We start from the raw sequence: 17,781 nt of genomic DNA on the forward strand, positions 1-17,781 counted from the left end.
TTGCAATGCAGTCGCAGCGCGGCACTTGCGCACCACGCTGCGATCTGCCTAAGCCGAAGCTGAATTTTTCTTAAGCGAACTACCGGCCCGCTGCAACGCAACATCGCTGGCGCGTGTCAGGTGGCGCGATACACCTGCGCACCCTGCGCCAGGAACTGCGCCGACTTTTCCTCCATTCCCGCCGACAAGGCATGCGCTTCGCCCATACCGTGCTCGGCTGCGTAATCGCGCACGTCCTGGGTGATCTTCATCGAGCAGAAATGCGGCCCGCACATCGAGCAGAAGTGCGCCAGCTTGTGCGCGTCCTTGGGCAGGGTTTCGTCGTGGAACTCCTTGGCCTTTTCCGGATCCAGCCCGAGATGGAACTGGTCATCCCAACGGAATTCGAAACGCGCCTTGCTCAAGGCGTTGTCGCGCACCTGCGCACCGGGATGGCCCTTGGCCAGGTCCGCGGCATGCGCGGCGATCTTGTAGGCCATGATGCCGTCGCGTACGTCCTGCCGGTTGGGCAGGCCCAGATGCTCCTTGGGCGTGACATAGCAAAGCATCGCGGTGCCGAACCAGCCAATCATCGCCGCGCCGATCGCGCTGGTGATGTGGTCGTAGCCGGGCGCGATATCGGTGGTCAGCGGCCCCAGCGTGTAGAACGGCGCCTCGCCGCATTCGCGCAGCTGCTTGTCCATGTTTTCCTTGATCAACTGCATCGGCACATGCCCCGGGCCTTCGATCATGGTCTGCACATCGTGCTTCCAGGCGATCCTGGTCAGCTCGCCCAGCGTTTCCAGCTCGCCGAACTGTGCTGCGTCGTTGGCATCGGCAATGCAGCCCGGGCGTAAGCCATCGCCCAGCGAAAACGCCACGTCATAGGCCTTCATGATCTGGCAGATGTCTTCGAAATGCGTGTAGAGAAAGTTTTCCTTGTGGTGGGCCAGGCACCACTTGGCCAGGATCGACCCGCCGCGCGAGACGATGCCGGTGACCCGCTTGGCAGTCAGCGGCACATAGCGCAGCAGCACACCGGCATGAATGGTGAAGTAGTCCACGCCCTGCTCGGCCTGTTCGATCAGGGTGTCGCGGAAGATCTCCCAGGTCAGCTCTTCTGCGCGCCCGTCGACCTTTTCCAGCGCCTGATAGATCGGCACCGTGCCGATCGGCACCGGCGAGTTGCGGATGATCCATTCGCGGGTCTCGTGGATGTGCTTGCCGGTGGACAGGTCCATCACCGTGTCGCCGCCCCAGCGGATCGACCACACCAGCTTTTCGACCTCTTCTGCAATACCGGACGACACCGCGCTGTTGCCGATGTTGGCGTTGATCTTGGTCAGGAAATTGCGACCGATGATCATCGGCTCGCTTTCCGGGTGATTGATGTTGTTGGGCAGGATTGCGCGGCCGCGGGCGATTTCCTCGCGGACGAATTCCGGCGTGATGCGGTGCTGGATCGCAGCGCCGAAGGCCTCGCCCGGATGCTGCTTGCACAGGATCGCGTCGGTCACCGCCTCCAGGCGCTGGTTTTCGCGAATCGCCACGAACTCCATTTCCGGGGTGATGATGCCGCGCCGCGCGTAATGCATCTGGGTGACATTGGCACCATCGCGTGCCACGCACGGCAGGCGCCGCGCAGGAAAACGCACGGCATCCAGGCGCGCATCGTGCTCGCGGCCGCGGCCGAAGCTGGAACTCAGGCCGTCCAGCGCCACGGTATCGTCGCGCTCGGCAATCCAGCGCGCGCGCAGCGGCGCCAGACCGGCGGCAAGATCGATCGCCGCGTGCGGGTCGGTATATGGCCCGGAGGTGTCATAGACACTGAGCGGCGCATTGTCCTCACCGCCGAACAAGGTGGGGGTGCGGGTCAATGCGATCTCGCGCATCGGCACCTGCAGATCGGCGCGCGAGCCCTGCACGAAGATCTTGCGGGACCCTGGAATCGGCTGGGTCACAGCCTCGGACAGCGACTGGGCTTGTTGCTGCAAAACGGTAGGCGCGGCATTCATGGCGTTCGTCCTGTGTGCTGGAAAACCAGCACCCACGGCGCTGGCTCTGCGAAGGAGTCGCAGGCGGACGAAGCGGCGGCGCTCAATGGCGATGCGCCCGTGCACGGCACGGACCATCGCATCTAACGAAGCTTCCCTACGCCGGTATCAGCCGGATCAGGTTCGAAGGGACTATCTCAACCGCAGCGCACTGCGGTACCCCCACTTCGGCGGCGATTAAACCACATCGCACCCTGCGCGGCTAAAAAATGTCGCCAGCTGTCGGCACCGCGCTCGGCGATGAGATGCACGCCTGGTGTAGGCCGTTGCGTGCAGCGGCCGCGCTCGCCTGGCGATGACCAACGCTGCGTTGTCACCTTCGGCAGCGACAGCCTGTCCGTGTATGGCAGCGCAGGTCGGCAGCACACGCGCAGCGGCACTGAAGCACTGCAGGAGCTTCCTCGCGCTGCACACCTCGCACTGCAACAGGACGCGCACTCGCGAACGGCGCGTCTGCCAACGCGTTCGATTCGGCCTGGGCCATCCCGGGATGCTGCAGCCACACGTAGACGCCCAGCGCTTCTGATCGCACCCATGACCCGCCGGTCCGCTGCCTGGACACGCCGGTTGTCACAACGACCACTTTGGGGAAGTCGTTGTCCACGTGCCAGGACTGCCACGTCACCGGCGACCTGGCACGCAGCAGCGCGGTGGTGCCATGCACGGACATTTCCACGGCACATCACACCGCTAGCCTGCAGTCACCACAACAAGAAACCTGCTCTCTCTCCCTGCCGCCGATCTTCGGCGGCTTTTTTTTATCCACTTGCCACAGCTATCGCCGGTTCGTTATCTTTCTGTGAAACAGGGGAATGGACGACGCAGATGCAAGGGATGCACCGGTTTGGCTGGGCAGCGATGCTGCTGATGGGTTTTTTTTCAGGGACTGCGCAGGCCGCGTCCCCGCCGCCTGTAGAGGCCTTCGTCGAATCCGGCCCGATCTCCTCGCCGGCGATGTCGCCCGATGGGAAGCATCTGGCGGTCAGCGCGGATCTGGGCGATGGCAACTACGCGCTGGTGGTCTACCGCATTGCCGGCATGCAGTCCACCACGATGCTGCGCCTGCCGCGCTATGAATTGCCGGTGCGCATTGCCTGGGTCAGCGACCGCCGGCTGGTGATCGGCAAGGGGCGCAAACTCGGCTCGCTGGAAGAGCCCATGCCGATGGGCGAAATCATCGCCACCGATCTGGATGGCAGCAATCAGCGCTATGTGTACGGCTACCTGCAAAGCACCCGCAACGCGGGGCTGGAGCGCGGGTTCGGCTATATCGAGGGCCTGCCGAGTCGCCGCAACGGGCACTTCTACATGCGACGCCTGTCGCTGGACTCGCGCCACTCGATGCTCTACGACGTCGACGCCAGCACCACTACCCATCGCCTGATGGCAGACGTCGACGTCCCCGATCTGCGCTTCGTGCTCGACCACGATGGTGTGGCGCAATACGCGTACGGCACCGACGACAACGATAACCCGTTGCTGTTCCGCCGATCGGGTAATGGCTGGTCGCCGATGTCCCAGGTCCAGGCCAACTGGCGACCGATCGCATTTGCACGGCAGCCTGGCCGCGTCTACGGCTGGTATAGCGAGGCCGGTGGCCCTGCAGTCCTGGTGGCCAGCGATCCCGACGGCCAGCAGCGCAGCGTGCTCGCGTCGGACCCGTTCTACAGCGTGGACGATCTGCAGTGGGGTCCGGCGCCGCAGACGCCATTTGCTGCACGACTTGGACCAGGGCGGCCGACGCTGCGCTATTTCGAGCAGGACACTGCCGAAGCGCAACTGCACCGGAGCCTGAGCCAGACCCTGGCCGGCCAGTACGTGGACTTCGTCAATTTCACCGAGGACGGCAGCGGCCTGCTGCTACGGGCCTATAGCGACCGCGATGCAGGTGCCTGGTACATCTTCGACCGGCCGAGCAACACGCTGAAACTTGTCATCAAGGCACGCAGTGCATTGCCGGCGGCGCAGATGAACGAGCGGCGCATGGTGACGTTTCAGGCCAGCGACGGGTTGATCCTGGACGGCGTGCTCACCGTCCCCGGCACCGCCGCACGCGGTGAACGGCTGCCGATGATCCTGCTGCCGCACGGTGGCCCGCATGCAGATGGCGATGGCTGGGCCTTCGATACCGACGCCCAGTTCCTGGCCAGCCGCGGCTATCTGGTGCTGCAGGTCAATTACCGCGGCGGCCTGGGGCGTGGCAACCGGTTCGAGCGCGCCGGGTATCGCCAATGGGGCGAGCGTATCCAGGACGATCTGGTCGACGGCGTTCGCTGGGCAGTGGGCCAGGGACTCGCCGATCAGACGCGTATCTGCAGCTATGGCGCCAGCTTCGGCGCGTATGCCGCCATGATGGTGCAGGTCAAGGCGCCGGAGTTGTTCCGCTGCGCGGTGGGCGTGGCCGGCATCTACGACCTGCAGATGATGTACAGCAAGGGCGACATCAATCGCAGCGACTACGGGCTGAATTATCTGGAGCGCGCCATTGGCCGTGATACGGCTGAACTGGCGGCGCACTCCCCGGTGATGCTGGCTGATCGCATCAAGGTGCCGGTGCTGCTCGTGCACGGCGAAGAGGACGAGCGAGCTCCCTTCGCACAGGCCAAGAGCCTGCGCGCGGCATTGACGCGCAGCGGCAACGCGCCGCAATGGATGTCCGTTCCCAAGGAGGGACACGGTTTCTACAAGGAGGCCAACCAGATCACGTTCTATCGCACCCTGGAACGTTTTCTTGCCGAGCAGTTGGGTGGCGACACTGCGACGGCGACGTCCAGTGCCGTATCCGCCGCGCCGCAGTGACGCGGCGCGCTAGTCCAGCGTATAGCCCACCCGCAAACCGCCCCAGTGCCTGCGGCCGACGTAGATCGGCACCGACAGGTCGAACATGATCTGGCCGGTGTCGCGGCGGTAGACCTGCAGGCGGTACGGGTCGGTGTGCGCGCCCACGCTGCGGCCGACACGGTCGGTGAACTTGCGCTTGGTGCGGTTGCCGACCAGATCGCGCTTGGGATCGCCGGTCAGCGGCTGGGTGAAGCGAAGGTTGTGCGTGGGCACATAACCATCGGGATTGGCGCAGATCGCGAACACGATCCAGGGATGCGCATCCAGCAGCGGCTCCTGCAAGGCAGGCAACACCGCGTCGCAAAGCGCATCGAAGTCGGTGCTGAACTTGGCGGGCTCCACGCCGGCAATCGGCGTGTAGGTGCGTGCGAACAGCGCCGCTTCGTCGATCTGGCCGCGTGCGATGGCCTGCGCCAGGGCGGTGCCGATGCGAGCGGCGGCGGCCACGGCGAGTTCCTTGACGCGCGCGTGGCGGGGAACTGCCAGCGGATCGGCCGGCAGACGGAACAGGCCCACGCAGTCGCGCAGCGTCTCGGTGCCGCGCTCCAGCGCCTCGCTGCGTTCGGCCACATGCGCGGCATGCTGCAGGTTGCTGCGCCCCAGCGCCACCACGCCATCGACGGCACGTTCGATGCCGCGAATCTCGCCGTCCTGCGCCTGGATCCGCCCGGCCACCGTGGTCATCGCGCTGCTGGCCTGGCCGAGCACGCGGGTGATGCCATCGAGCACCGCTTCGGTGCCGCGCGCCGAGGCCGCGCCCTCGCCCACCGCGGCGCTGGTTTCGGCCAGGATCGCGCGCACGTCGCGCGCTGCAGCTGCGGCCCGTTCGGCCAGGCGGCGGATCTCGGTGGCGACCACCGCAAAGCCGCGCCCGGCATCGCCGGCGTGCGCCGCTTCGATGCTGGCGTTGATCGACAGGATATTGGTCTGGAACGCCACCGAGTCGATGACTTCGATGACCTCGCCGGCACGCGCCGCGCGACGTTCCACCTCGTGCATGGCCTGGCCCAGCGCATGTGCGGCAGCGACGCCCTGACGTGCGCTGTCGTCGGCGCTGGCGGCCAGCGCAATCACCTGCGCCAGATCGGCATTGACGTCCTGCAGGCTCGCAGCAAGGCGCTCCACCGCGGTGCGCGCGCCATCCAGCGCGTCGGTCTGCGCCTGCGACTGACGTACCATCTCGTCGTTTTCGGCCACCAGCGGCGGCACTTCGGCAGCGATCTGCACCGACAACGCCACTGCCTGGCGGATCGCTTCGGCCAGATTGCCGAAGCCGGCCTGCAGCCGGCGCCCCATGTCGGTCTCGGACAGACCGGGCGGCAGCAACAGCTCCAGCTCGCACCCGGCCAGTGCCTGGGCGGTGCGCTCGAGTACGGTGCGGTCTTCATGTTCGGCCTGCAGGCGCGCCACCAATGGCTGCAGCAGCGGCGAGATCGGCACCGGCCGGCTGTCTTCGGCCAGGCGGGTGGCTTCGCGCAGCAGGATCGCGGTTTCCACATGCGGCAGCGACAGCATCCAGCCCCCGTGCTCGCGGTCGCGCACATAGCGCACGCGCCGGGCCGGGTCGTCGCCGGGGGCGGCCCATACGCCGTCTTCGCCGGCCAGATCGGCTGCACTCAATCCCCACACCACCGACACCGGCGCGCCCTGCAGCTCGCTGGCGGTCTTGCCCAGGACGTCCAGGCCTGCGCGGTTGCAGGCCACTACGCAGGCCTCGGCCGATAGCCGCAGCAGCGCGACCGGTGCATCGGGGAGCAGCGCCGCCTGCGTTTGCGACGGCGGACCGGGCTTTTGCATCGAGCTCATGGGCGTTCCTAATCCATCACCATCATTAGCGGCGCGCCGCAGCTGCAATTGAGCGGCGCCATGCATCCGCAGGCGCCTGCTCAGTAACCGGCGGCTTGCCCGTCCTTGCGGCTTTCCGAGGCGCCGTAATACACCCCGCTGGCCGGATCACGCGCGATCGCCTGATATCCGCCATACGGGCCATCGGCAAAGATCACCCGGTGGCCCTTGCGCATCAGCGCGCGAATGGTGTCGTAGGAGAAGCCGGTTTCCAGATTGACCTCACCGCCATCGCTCATCGCGGTGGCCTGGCCGGTCGGCTCGGTGGAGCCTTCGTGCTGGATGCGCGGCGCGTCACCGGCTTCCTGCAGATTCATGTGGAAGTCCACCAGGTTCATCACGATCTGCACGTGGCCCTGCGGCTGCATCGCCCCGCCCATCACCCCGAAGCTCAGCCACGGCTTGCCGTCCTTGGTGACGAAGGCGGGAATGATGGTCTGGAACGGCCGCTTGCCCGGCGCGTAGCCGTTGGGGTGATCCTTCTTCAGCACGAACATCTCGCCACGGTCCTGCAGGATGAAGCCCAGCCCCGGCGGGGCCATGCCGCTGCCCATGCCGCGGTAATTGGACTGGATCAACGACACCATCATGCCGTCGGCATCGGCCACGGTCATGTAGATGGTGTCGCCTTCTTCCAGCTGCTTGGGCGTGCCCGGCTGCACCTCCTTGAGCGCCTTGTCCATGGAGATCAGCGCGCGACGCTGCGCGGCGTAATCCTTGGAGATCAACCTGGCCAGCGGCGCCGGCTGGAACGCCGGGTCGGCATAGAAACGCGCGCGGTCGGCGAAGGCCAGCTTCTTGGCTTCGGTGAACAGGTGCACGTGCTCGGCCGAGCCGTACGGGATCTTGGAGAAGTCGTAGCCCTCCAGGATGTTGAGCATCTGCAGCGCGGCAATGCCCTGGCTGTTGGGCGGCAACTCCCAGACATCAACGCCACGGTAGTTGGTGGACACCGGCTCCACCCACTCGCCGGTGTGGATGGCCAGATCCTCGTAGCTCAGGTAGCCGCCATTGGCCTTGAAATAGGCGCCGATGGTGCGGGCGATATCGCCCTTGTAGAACGCATCGCGGCCGCCGTCGGCGATCTGCTGCAAGGTGTTGGCCAGGTTGGGATTCTTCCACAGCTCGCCCTTGCGCGGGGCATGGCCGTCGATGGTGAACTGCTCCTTGAAGCCGGGGTACTGCGACAGGCGCGGCACCGAGCGGTCCCAGTAATAGGCGATGGTTTCGGCCACCGGATGGCCTTCGCGGGCATAACGGATGGCCGGGGCCAGGTTCTGCGCCATCGGCTTGCGCCCGAAGCGCTCATTCAACGCGAACCAGCCATCCACCGCGCCCGGCACCGACACCGGCAACGGGCCGGTCGGCGGAATGTCCTTCAACCCACGGCGCTGGAACTCGGCCAGGGTCAGCGACTTCGGCGAGCGGCCCGAGCCGTTGTAGCCGTAGAGCTTGCTGGTCCTGGGGTCCCAGACGATGGCGAACAGATCCCCGCCCACGCCGTTGCCGGTCGGCTCCATCAGCCCCAGCGCGGCATTGGCGGCGATCGCCGCATCCACCGCCGAGCCGCCGCCCTTCATCACATCTAGCGCGATCTGGGTGGCCAACGGCTGCGAGGTCGCCGCCATTGCGTGCGGGGCGATGACTTCCGAGCGGGTGGCAAACGGCTGCCCGGTGATCCGGTCGGCAGCACTCAGAGGTGGCGCAAGCAGCGCCAAGGCAGACACCAACAACACAGGTACGCGACGCATGACAGACGATCCCCGAAACACCACATGTGAGCGGTCAACCATACCAGCGGGTGGGGCCACATCGTTCGGCACGCACTGCCTGTCAGCACAAATGCCGCGCATTTGGTGACGCGTAGCGCCTGCCGCTGGCCCGTACCGATCCGGTTTCAACAGCAACCATGCTGCTGCCACGCGGTTTTGCGCGACACAGCGCCCATTGACGCGGCCGTTTCACGCGCAAGGGTTGACACCCCACCAGCAGCGATGGTTATCTCGGTCTCATGCCGCACCGCCACACCACCTCGAACGCCCCAGTGTCCACGCCCATCGGCGCGTCGGCAGCGTCGCTTCTCGTGCTCGTACTTATTACCTCGCCAACCGGTGCGGGACGGGACTTCGTGTAGGCAACAGACACACAAGGCTTCGATCAGACCCCGCACCGGCAACGGCGCGGGGTTTCGCGTTTCAGGGACCACCAAAAGTTTCGAATGACATGAACGACATCACTACCATCGCCGCAATGCCCATCACGCGTGCCCACCGGCGCGCTGGTGCTTGCGCGTGCATGCGCAGTGCCATCGTCCATCCCCATTTTGCCTGGCCGGCCAGTGTCTGCACTGCCGGCTGATTTCTTTCCCACTGCCAAACCCCGCAAGGACTACTCCATGAGCAACGACACCCAACCGAAAATCGCGATCATCGGCTACGGCAGCCAGGGCCGCGCACATGCGCTGAACTTGCGCGATTCCGGCTTCGACGTCACTGTCGGCCTGCGTGCAGGTGGGCCGACCGAATCCAAGGCCCAGGCCGACGGCTTCACCGTGGTGGCGCCAGCCGAGGCGGTGAAGAGTGCCGACCTGGTCGCGATCCTGACCCCGGACATGGTGCAGAAGAAGCTCTACGAGGAGGTCATCGCCCCGAACATGAAACAGGGCGCCTGCCTGCTGTTCGCGCATGGCCTGAACGTGCATTTCGACATGATCACCCCGCGCGCCGACCTGGACGTGGTGCTGGTCGCGCCGAAGGGCCCGGGTGCGCTGGTACGTCGCGAGTATGAAATCGGTCGCGGCGTGCCGTGCATCTACGCGGTCTACCAGGACACCAGCGGCAAGGCCGAGCAGTTCGCGCTGACCTATGCCGGCGGCCTGGGCGGGGCGCGTGCCAACATCATCAAGACCACCTTCAAGGAAGAGACCGAGACCGATCTGTTCGGCGAGCAGGCAGTGCTGTGCGGCGGCGCCTCGTCGCTGGTGCAGGCCGGTTTCGAAGTATTGGTGGAAGCCGGTTACCAGCCGGAGATCGCGTATTACGAAGTGCTGCACGAACTGAAGTTGATCGTGGACCTGTTTTACGAAGGCGGCATCACCCGCATGCTGGAATTCGTGTCCGAAACGGCGCAATACGGTGACTATGTCAGCGGCCCGCGCGTGATCGACGCCAGCACCAAGGCGCGCATGAAGGACGTGCTGACCGACATCCAGAACGGCACCTTCACCAAGAACTGGGTGGCCGAATACGAAGCGGGCCTGCCGAACTACACCAAGTTCAAGCAGGCCGATCTGGAGCACCCGATCGAGGAAGTGGGCAAGAAGCTGCGCGCCAAGATGGTGTGGCTCAACGGGCAGCAACAAGCCGCCGCCGCACCCGCGAATCAACAAGCGGCGTAATGCCGCCGCACCCCCACCGCTAACACCGAAGGTCCGCAACGCATGAACACCTCCGCACACAGCACGCCCCGCAACGGCGCGCGCTGGCTGACGCAGGCCCTGGAAGCCGAAGGCGTGGAAACGCTGTTCGGTTATCCGGGCGGCACCATCATGCCGTTCTACGACGCCCTGGTGGATTCCAGGCTCAAGCACATCCTGGTCCGTCACGAACAGGGCGCCGCCCTGGCCGCCAACGGCTACGCCCGTGCCAGCGGCCGGGTCGGCGTGTGCGTGGCCACCTCCGGCCCGGGCGCGTCCAATCTGGTCACCGGCATCGCCGATGCGATGCTCGATTCGGTCCCGATGGTGTGCCTGACCGGCCAGGTCGCCACGCCGCTGCTGGGCACCGATGCGTTCCAGGAACTGGATGTGTTCGGCATGACCATGCCGATCGTCAAGCACAGCTTCCTGGTGCGGCGCGTGGAGGATCTTCCGGGCATGGTGCGCGAAGCGTTCCGCATCGCGCGCGAGGGGCGTCCCGGGCCGGTGCTGATCGACCTGCCCAAGGACGTGCAGATCGCCGATGCATCGCATCTGCCCGATCATGTGCCGGCGGCAGTGCTGCCGCCTCTGGCCCCGGAAGATGCGAAATTGGCCGAAGCGCTGGCGGCCATCGCGAGCGCCGAACGCCCGGTGGTGTACGGCGGTGGCGGGATCGCGCTGGCCGGCGCGGTGGAGGCGTTCCGGCGCTTTGTCGAAGCCACCGGCATCCCCACCGCGCTGACCTTGCGCGGCCTGGGCGCGTTGCCGCATGCGCATCCGGACTATCTGGGCATGCTGGGCATGCATGGCACGCGCGCGGCCAATATGGCGATCCAGGAATGCGATCTGCTGGTCGTTGTCGGCGCGCGCTTCGACGACCGTGCCACTGGCAAGCTGAGCGAATTCGCACCCTTCGCACGCGTCATCCACCTGGATGCCGACGCCTATGAAATTTCCAAGCTGCGCACGGCCGACATCGCCGTGCCCGGCGATGTGGCGACCAGCCTGAAAGCGCTGAGCGCGGCACGCGGCAATTGCCAGGCGTGGCGCACGCGCTGCTTTGCCAACCGCGAGAAATTCGGCGCGCGCTACGACGCGCCCGGTACCGATATCTACGCGCCGGCGTTGCTCAAGCGCCTGAGCGAAGTGGCCCCGGCCGACACCATCATCGCCTGCGACGTGGGCCAGCATCAGATGTGGGTGGCCCAGCATTGCCGCTTCAACGATCCGCGCAACCACCTCACCAGCGGCGCGCTCGGCACGATGGGCTTCGGCCTGCCTGCGGCGATGGGCGCGCAGTTCGCCTGCCCCGACCGCACCGTGGTGCTGGTATCCGGTGACGGCAGCTTCATGATGAACGTGCAGGAGCTGGTGACGATCGCGCGCTGCAAGCTGCCGGTGAAGATCGTGCTGCTGGACAACAGTTCGCTGGGCATGGTGCGGCAGTGGCAGGAGCTTTTCTTTGCCGAGCGCTACAGCGAAATCGACCTGTCCGACAATCCGGATTTTGCGGCGTTGGCGCAGGTCTTCGGCATCCCCGCCAAGCGCATCATCGCGCGCGGCGACGTGGACGCGGCGCTGGCCGAGCTGCTGGCACAACCCGGCCCCGGCCTGCTGCACGTGGCCATCGACGCACGCGCCAACGTGTGGCCACTGGTGCCGCCCAACAACGCCAACAGCACCATGCTGGACAGCAATCCCGCACACGCGGCCAAGGAGACATCGCATGCGTTACCGGCTTGATCTGGTGCTGACGCCGGCCGAAGGCGCCCTGGTGCGCGTGCTCGGCATGACCGAGCGACGCGGCTTTCGCCCCTGCGCCATCCAGGGCGCCTGCGCACCGGACGATGCCGGCCGCTGGCATCTGCAACTGGACGTGGACAGCACGCGCCCGCCGGAGACGCTGCGCCTGCAGCTGGAAAAAGTGTACGACTGCGAGTCGGTGGTGATCACCGCGCTGGACTCGGTCGAGGTTGCGGCATGAACGCCCAGACCTCGCGCGACCAGCAAATCGCCATCCGGAGGTGTCTTCTTCCGGATCGGCCGTGCGCGTGCCGCAATGCCTGATTCCGGCCGCCCCTCCTCGCAGGAGCCAGACGTAGGCGACGTGGCCGTCAGCGTAGCCGACGTGTTGGCCGCACAGGCACGTCTGCGCAAGTACCTATCGCCCACGCCGCTGCATTACGCCGAGCGCTTCGGTGTGTGGTTGAAGCTGGAAAACCTGCAGCGCACCGGCTCCTACAAGGTGCGCGGCGCATTGAACGCGTTGCTGGCGGGCCTGGAACGCGGCGACGAGCGCCCGGTGATCTGCGCATCGGCCGGCAACCATGCGCAGGGCGTGGCTTGGTCGGCGTACCGGCTGGGCGTGCAGGCCATCACGGTGATGCCCTACGGCGCGCCGCAGACCAAGATTGCCGGCGTCGCCCACTGGGGCGCCACCGTCCGCCAGCATGGCAACAGCTACGACGAAGCGTTTGCGTTCGCGCGTGAGCTGGCCGAGCAGAACGGCTATCGCTTTCTGTCCGCCTTCGACGACCCGGACGTGATCGCCGGGCAAGGCACGGTCGGCATCGAACTGGCTGCGCATGCCCCTGACGTGGTGATCGTGCCGATTGGCGGCGGCGGGCTGGCCTCCGGGGTGGCTCTGGCACTGAAATCCCAAGGCGTGCGCATCGTCGGCGCGCAGGTGGAGGGCGTCGATTCGATGGCCCGTGCCGTGCGCGGCGACTTCCGCGAAATCACTCCGGTCCCCACGCTGGCCGATGGCGTGAAGGTCAAGATTCCCGGCTTTCTGACCCGCCGTCTGTGCTCGAGCCTGCTTGACGATGTGGTGATCGTGCGCGAGGCCGAATTGCGCGAGACCCTGGTGCGCCTGGCGCTGGAGGAACACGTCATCGCCGAGGGCGCTGGCGCGCTGGCACTGGCCGCCGGTCGTCGCGTTTCAGGCAAACGCAAGTGCGCGGTGGTCTCTGGCGGTAATATCGACGCAACTGTTCTGGCCACACTCTTGTCCGAGGTGCGGCCGCGGCCGCCACGCAAGCCGCGTCGTCGCAATACCGAGCGGCTGCGCAACGAACGCAGCGCCAAGTCACTTCCCGAAACATCCGTCCTTTCCCGCCCATCCGCAGTCGCTTCAACGCCTGTCACCGCCATCGCCGTAGAGGAGTCATCCTGGTGAACACGACCGTATCCAACCAGACCCCGCGTATCCGAATTTTCGACACCACCCTGCGCGACGGCGAGCAATCCCCCGGCTGCAGCATGACGCCCCAGCAAAAGCTGGTGATGGCGCGCGCGCTGGACGAGCTCGGCGTGGACATCATCGAAACCGGTTTCCCGGCCAGTTCGCATTCCGACCGCGAGGCGGTGGCGATGATCGGCCGCGAGTTGCGTCGCCCCACACTGGCGGTGCTGTCGCGCTGCCTGCAGGCCGATATCGAAACTTCCGCACGTGCACTGGAAGCGGCCGCCAATCCGCGCCTGCATGTCTTCCTGTCCACCAGCCCGCTGCATCGCGAGCACAAGCTGCGCATGAGCCGCGAGCAGGTGCTGGAATCGGTGCACAGGCATGTGACGCTGGCGCGCGGCTATATCGACGATGTCGAGTTCTCCGCCGAGGACGCCACCCGCACCGAGGAGGATTTCCTGGCCGAGGTCGCGCGCGTGGCGATCGCCGCCGGTGCCACCACGATCAATCTGCCGGACACCGTGGGCTTTACCACGCCGGAAGAAATCCGCGGCATGTTCTCGCGCCTGATCGCCAGCGTGGAAGGTGCCGACAGGGTCATCTTCAGTGCGCACTGCCACAACGATCTGGGCCTGGCGGTGGCCAATTCGCTGGCGGCGATCGAAGGCGGTGCACGCCAGGTCGAATGCACCATCAACGGCATCGGCGAGCGCGCCGGCAATTGTGCGCTGGAAGAAATCACCATGGCACTGAAGGTGCGCGGTGCGTTCTACAACATCGATACCGACATCAACACGCCACGCATCGTCTCCACCTCGCAGTTGCTGCAACGCCTGGTCGGCATGCCGGTGCAGCGCAATAAGGCGGTGGTGGGCGGCAATGCGTTCGCGCACGAGTCGGGCATCCACCAGCACGGCATGCTGCGCCATCGCGGCACCTACGAAATCATGCGCCCGGAAGACGTGGGCTGGGAGTCCTCGCAGATGGTGCTGGGCCGCCACAGCGGCCGCGCGGCAGTGGAGCAGCGCCTGCGTGCCCTGGGATATCTGCTGGAGGAAGAAGAGGTCAAACTGGTCTTCGAGCAGTTCAAGGCACTGTGCGAAAAGCAGCGCGTGGTCACCGACGCGGACCTGCAGGCATTGATGCAGGACGCCACCGTGCAGGAAGGGTACCGGCTGGCGTCGATGACCATCAGCGATGTCGGCAGCCGTGCCAATGCGCTGGTGGAATTGTCCGATCCGGAAGGCAACCGCGTGGCCGAAACCGCGCAGGGCAATGGTCCGGTGGACGCGCTATTCGGCGCGTTGGCCTCGGCCACCGGTGTGAAGCTGGAGCTGGACAGCTACCAGGTGCACAGCGTGGGCATCGGCGCGGACGCACGTGGCGAAGCCAGCCTGAGCGTGCGCCACGACGGCGTGGAATACGAAGGCACCGGCACCAGCAAGGACATCATCGAAGCCAGCGCACTGGCCTGGCTGGATGTGGCCAACCGCCTGTTGCGTCAGCGCGAGCGCGGCGTGGTCGCGGGCAAGACGGCTGCGGTGGCGTAATAACGGTAGTTTGCTAGACGATGAAGACCTGACGGCCGGCAGCGTGATCTGCTGGCCGTTTTGGTTTTGGTGTTCCAACTTTCTTGCAAGTGCGTCGGGCTGCTGCGGGCGCGTGCACTCGTACCGACACAGAACAACCTCGCACACGAGATCTGCCGGTTTTGTGCGAATGCTTCGGTCTGCTGCGGGCGCTTGCACGTGTACCGGCGTGGGACACGCCGCAAGTACGTCCATGTAGGCTCTGGCGCGGCATCCATGCCGCTCAAGGTCCCACACCGGCACCCGCGCAAGCACCACCAATTGCTATCGGTTGCGGAAAGAAATGCAGAGGGCATGTTGAGCTGGAGGTCCTTCGGAGCGTCCATCCTGGCGACGTGAGCAGATAGATGGCTTGCCGATTACATCGGCTGGGAAGTCTGCAGGCATCAACACGTGCTTGAAGCATTGCTTGCCGATCAGCGATAGCAATGGTGCAAGCGTGGTGTCGCTTCCGGGGGCGGGACCGTGTGGCGGCATGGATGCCGCCACCGAGCCTCCAGGGACGGATTTACGGCGTGTCCCGACACCGGATGCGGCGCCGCGCCGCCGACCAACTCCGCTTACCGATCAATCTTGCGCACGACATCTGGCGTTCCACGCGAACTTAAAAGCATTGCTTGCCGATCAGAGGCGGCAATATTGGGAGCGTGGTGTCGCGTCCGGGGGCGGGACCGTGTGGCGGCATGGATGCCGCCACCGAGCCTCCAGGGATGGATTCACGGCGTGTCCCGACACTGGATGCGGCGCCGCGCCGCCGACCAACTCCGCACACCGACCGGCATTGTGTATGACATCTGGCGTTCCATGCGAGTGCTCCGGTCTCCTGCGGGCGCTTGCACACGTACCGGCGTGGGACACGCCGCAAGTACGTCCTTGTAGGCTCTGGCGCGGCATCCATGCCGCTCAAGGTCCCACGCCGGCACGCGCGCAAGCACCACCAATTGCTGTCGCCAGCTGAGGACCGGGATGCGGCATCGCGCTACTGACCAACACCCGCATGCCGGCCACTCCTGCGCACCACAACGCTTCAGGAATGCGGGCGCTGTTACAGCGCGGCCACCACTGCGTCCCCCATTGCCACGGTGCCGACCTTGGTCGTGCCTTCCGACCAGATATCGGCGGTGCGCAGGCCCTGGTCGAGCACCTTGCCGACCGCTTCCTCGATGGCATCCGCCGCAGCCGATTGCGTGAAGGTGTAGCGCAACATCATTGCCACCGACAGGATGGTGGCCAACGGATTGGCAATGCCCTTGCCTGCGATGTCCGGCGCGGAGCCATGACATGGCTCGTACATGCCCTTGTTGTTGGCATCCAGCGAGGCCGAAGGCAGCATGCCGATCGAGCCGGTGAGCATCGACGCCTGATCGGACAGGATGTCGCCGAACATGTTGTCGGTCACGATCACATCGAACTGCTTGGGCGCACGCACCAACTGCATCGCCGCGTTGTCCACGTACATGTGCGACAGCGCAATGTCCGGATAGTCCTTGGCCACCTCTTCGACGACCGCGCGCCACAGCTGGCTCGATGCCAGGACGTTGGCCTTGTCGACCGAGCACAGCTTCTTGCCGCGCAGGCGTGCCATCTCGAAGCCGGCCTTGGCGATGCGGCGGATCTCGCTTTCGCTGTAGGGCAGCGTGTCGTAGGCCTGACGCTCGCCATTTTCCAGCGTGCGCGTGCCACGCGGCTGACCGAAATAGATGCCGCCGGTGAGCTCGCGCAGGATCAACAGATCCAGCCCCGACACTACCTCAGGCTTGAGCGTGGAGGCATCGGCCAGCTGCGGATACAGCAGCGCCGGACGCAGGTTGGCGAACAACCCGAGCTGCGAGCGGATCTTGAGCAGGCCGCGCTCCGGGCGCAGCGATGGATCGATGGTGTCCCATTGCGGCCCACCGACCGCACCCAGCAGCACCGCGTCGGCGGCGCGTGCGCGCTCCAGCGTTTCGTCGGCCAGCGGGCTGCCGTACTTGTCGTAGGCCGCACCGCCCAGTTCGTCATATACCAGGCTGACACCCAGCCCATGCTGCGCATCGATGCGCGTCAGCACCTTGACCGCTTCGGCCATGATCTCCGGGCCAATGCCGTCGCCGGGAAGAATCAGAATCTGCTTGCTCATGCAATCCTCGTCAGTGAAATCAAACACAGCGCAGCACGTACTGACGCAACCGGGTCGTCGGTACGTGCCGGCGGAATTACTGCAGCGCGCCGAACAGCCACGGTTGACGCGCGCGATGCCCTTGCTCGAAGCGGCCGATCGCATCGGCGTCCTGCAGGGTCAGACCGATGTCGTCCAGCCCGTTGAGCAGGCAGTGCTTGCGGAACGCATCGATCTCGAAGCCGTATTCCACGCCATCGGGGCGGCGCACGCGCTGTGCGGCCAGATCCACGGTGAGTCGGTAGCCCTCGGTGGCCAGGCATTGCGCGAACAGGGCGTCCACTTCTGCTTCGGCCAGCACGATCGGCAGCAGGCCGTTCTTGAAACTGTTGTTGAAGAAGATGTCGGCAAAGCTGGGCGCGATCACCGCGCGGAAGCCGTATTCGTCCAGCGCCCACGGCGCGTGTTCGCGCGAGGAACCGCAGCCGAAGTTCTCGCGTGCCAGCAGGACGCTGGCGCCCTGGTAGCGCGGGAAATTGAGCACGAACTCCGGGTTGAGCGGGCGCTGGCTGTTGTCGCGGCCAGGCTCGCCGACGTCCAGGTAGCGCCATTCGTCGAACAGGTTCGGCCCGAAGCCGGTGCGCTTGATCGACTTGAGGAATTGCTTGGGAATGATCTGGTCGGTATCGACGTTGGCGCGATCCAGCGGCGCCACCAGTCCGGTGTGTTGGGTGAAAGGGGTCATTGAAAGGCCGGGAATTGGGAGTAGA

The 17,781-nt window shown here is 65.7% G+C and carries 11 protein-coding genes and 1 riboswitch; of the genes, 6 read left to right on the forward strand and 5 right to left on the reverse strand.

What is annotated here, in order from left to right:
• Window positions 1-116: 116 nt before the first annotated feature.
• Window positions 117-1,994 carry a phosphomethylpyrimidine synthase ThiC gene (gene thiC / locus H7A87_RS15870; RefSeq protein WP_119127409.1) on the reverse strand — a complete coding sequence of 626 codons (1,878 nt, stop codon included), beginning with the start codon at window positions 1,992-1,994 and terminating at the stop codon, window positions 117-119.
• 115 nt (window positions 1,995-2,109) lie between these two features.
• Window positions 2,110-2,207: riboswitch (TPP riboswitch) on the reverse strand.
• Between the two features lie 684 nt (window positions 2,208-2,891).
• Here thiC and H7A87_RS15875 point away from each other — a divergent pair.
• Window positions 2,892-4,832, forward strand: coding sequence for a prolyl oligopeptidase family serine peptidase (locus tag H7A87_RS15875; protein WP_232087981.1), 1,941 nt, complete (start codon window positions 2,892-2,894; stop codon window positions 4,830-4,832).
• Between the two features lie 9 nt (window positions 4,833-4,841).
• Here H7A87_RS15875 and H7A87_RS15880 read toward each other — a convergent pair whose 3' ends face one another.
• Both H7A87_RS15880 and ggt read right to left on the reverse strand, forming a co-directional pair.
• A complete protein-coding gene (locus H7A87_RS15880; protein ID WP_180496761.1) occupies window positions 4,842-6,680 on the reverse strand; it encodes a methyl-accepting chemotaxis protein in 1,839 nt (612 codons plus the stop codon).
• Window positions 6,681-6,760: 80 nt separating this feature from the next.
• Entirely contained in the window at window positions 6,761-8,470 is a 1,710-nt protein-coding gene (ggt, locus tag H7A87_RS15885) for a gamma-glutamyltransferase (protein WP_119127405.1), read from the reverse strand.
• A 644-nt stretch (window positions 8,471-9,114) separates the two neighbouring features.
• On the opposite strand from ggt, the gene ilvC reads away from it, so the two are divergent.
• The 5 genes from ilvC (at window position 9,115) to H7A87_RS15910 (ending at window position 14,874) form a co-directional block, all read left to right on the forward strand.
• Window positions 9,115-10,116 (forward strand): ketol-acid reductoisomerase, encoded by a 1,002-nt coding sequence (ilvC, locus tag H7A87_RS15890; RefSeq protein ID WP_024940100.1) that lies wholly within the window; start codon window positions 9,115-9,117, stop codon window positions 10,114-10,116.
• A 42-nt stretch (window positions 10,117-10,158) separates the two neighbouring features.
• Window positions 10,159-11,880, forward strand: a complete 1,722-nt coding sequence (gene ilvG / locus H7A87_RS15895) for an acetolactate synthase 2 catalytic subunit (RefSeq protein WP_119127403.1) — start codon at window positions 10,159-10,161, stop codon at window positions 11,878-11,880.
• Window positions 11,864-12,121: an ACT domain-containing protein gene (locus H7A87_RS15900; RefSeq protein ID WP_104584030.1), complete on the forward strand. Its 258-nt coding sequence runs from the start codon at window positions 11,864-11,866 to the stop codon at window positions 12,119-12,121. Before ilvG ends, H7A87_RS15900 begins: the two co-directional genes overlap by 17 nt.
• Before the next feature lie 75 nt (window positions 12,122-12,196).
• The gene (locus H7A87_RS15905; protein WP_119127401.1) at window positions 12,197-13,315 is read left to right on the forward strand and encodes a threonine dehydratase; all 1,119 of its coding nucleotides are present in this window, start codon (window positions 12,197-12,199) and stop codon (window positions 13,313-13,315) included.
• Window positions 13,312-14,874, forward strand: coding sequence for a 2-isopropylmalate synthase (locus tag H7A87_RS15910; protein ID WP_119127399.1), 1,563 nt, complete (start codon window positions 13,312-13,314; stop codon window positions 14,872-14,874). Before H7A87_RS15905 ends, H7A87_RS15910 begins: the two co-directional genes overlap by 4 nt.
• A 1,084-nt stretch (window positions 14,875-15,958) precedes the next feature.
• On the opposite strand, the gene leuB is transcribed toward H7A87_RS15910, so the two are convergent.
• Together leuB and leuD are read right to left on the reverse strand one after the other, a co-directional pair.
• The gene (gene leuB, locus H7A87_RS15915; protein ID WP_119127393.1) at window positions 15,959-17,032 is read right to left on the reverse strand and encodes a 3-isopropylmalate dehydrogenase; all 1,074 of its coding nucleotides are present in this window, start codon (window positions 17,030-17,032) and stop codon (window positions 15,959-15,961) included.
• Window positions 17,033-17,108: 76 nt separating this feature from the next.
• Entirely contained in the window at window positions 17,109-17,756 is a 648-nt protein-coding gene (gene leuD / locus H7A87_RS15920) for a 3-isopropylmalate dehydratase small subunit (protein ID WP_104584025.1), read from the reverse strand.
• Between the last annotated feature and the right edge of the window lie 25 nt (window positions 17,757-17,781).

Source organism: Xanthomonas sp. CPBF 426 (genome assembly GCF_903989465.1).
In the GTDB taxonomy this organism is placed as follows: domain Bacteria; phylum Pseudomonadota; class Gammaproteobacteria; order Xanthomonadales; family Xanthomonadaceae; genus Xanthomonas; species Xanthomonas euroxanthea.

Excerpts from the sequence above, each read along its gene's own strand:
- thiC (WP_119127409.1), bottom strand. The coding sequence starts at position 1,994 with ATGAATGCCGCGCCTACCGTTTTGCAGCAACAAGCCCAGTCGCTGTCC.
- H7A87_RS15875 (WP_232087981.1), top strand. The coding sequence starts at position 2,892 with ATGCTGCTGATGGGTTTTTTTTCAGGGACTGCGCAGGCCGCGTCCCCG.
- H7A87_RS15880 (WP_180496761.1), bottom strand. The coding sequence starts at position 6,680 with ATGAGCTCGATGCAAAAGCCCGGTCCGCCGTCGCAAACGCAGGCGGCG.
- ggt (WP_119127405.1), bottom strand. The coding sequence starts at position 8,470 with ATGCGTCGCGTACCTGTGTTGTTGGTGTCTGCCTTGGCGCTGCTTGCG.
- ilvC (WP_024940100.1), top strand. The coding sequence starts at position 9,115 with ATGAGCAACGACACCCAACCGAAAATCGCGATCATCGGCTACGGCAGC.
- ilvG (WP_119127403.1), top strand. The coding sequence starts at position 10,159 with ATGAACACCTCCGCACACAGCACGCCCCGCAACGGCGCGCGCTGGCTG.
- H7A87_RS15900 (WP_104584030.1), top strand. The coding sequence starts at position 11,864 with ATGCGTTACCGGCTTGATCTGGTGCTGACGCCGGCCGAAGGCGCCCTG.
- H7A87_RS15905 (WP_119127401.1), top strand. The coding sequence starts at position 12,197 with ATGCCTGATTCCGGCCGCCCCTCCTCGCAGGAGCCAGACGTAGGCGAC.
- leuB (WP_119127393.1), bottom strand. The coding sequence starts at position 17,032 with ATGAGCAAGCAGATTCTGATTCTTCCCGGCGACGGCATTGGCCCGGAG.
- leuD (WP_104584025.1), bottom strand. The coding sequence starts at position 17,756 with ATGACCCCTTTCACCCAACACACCGGACTGGTGGCGCCGCTGGATCGC.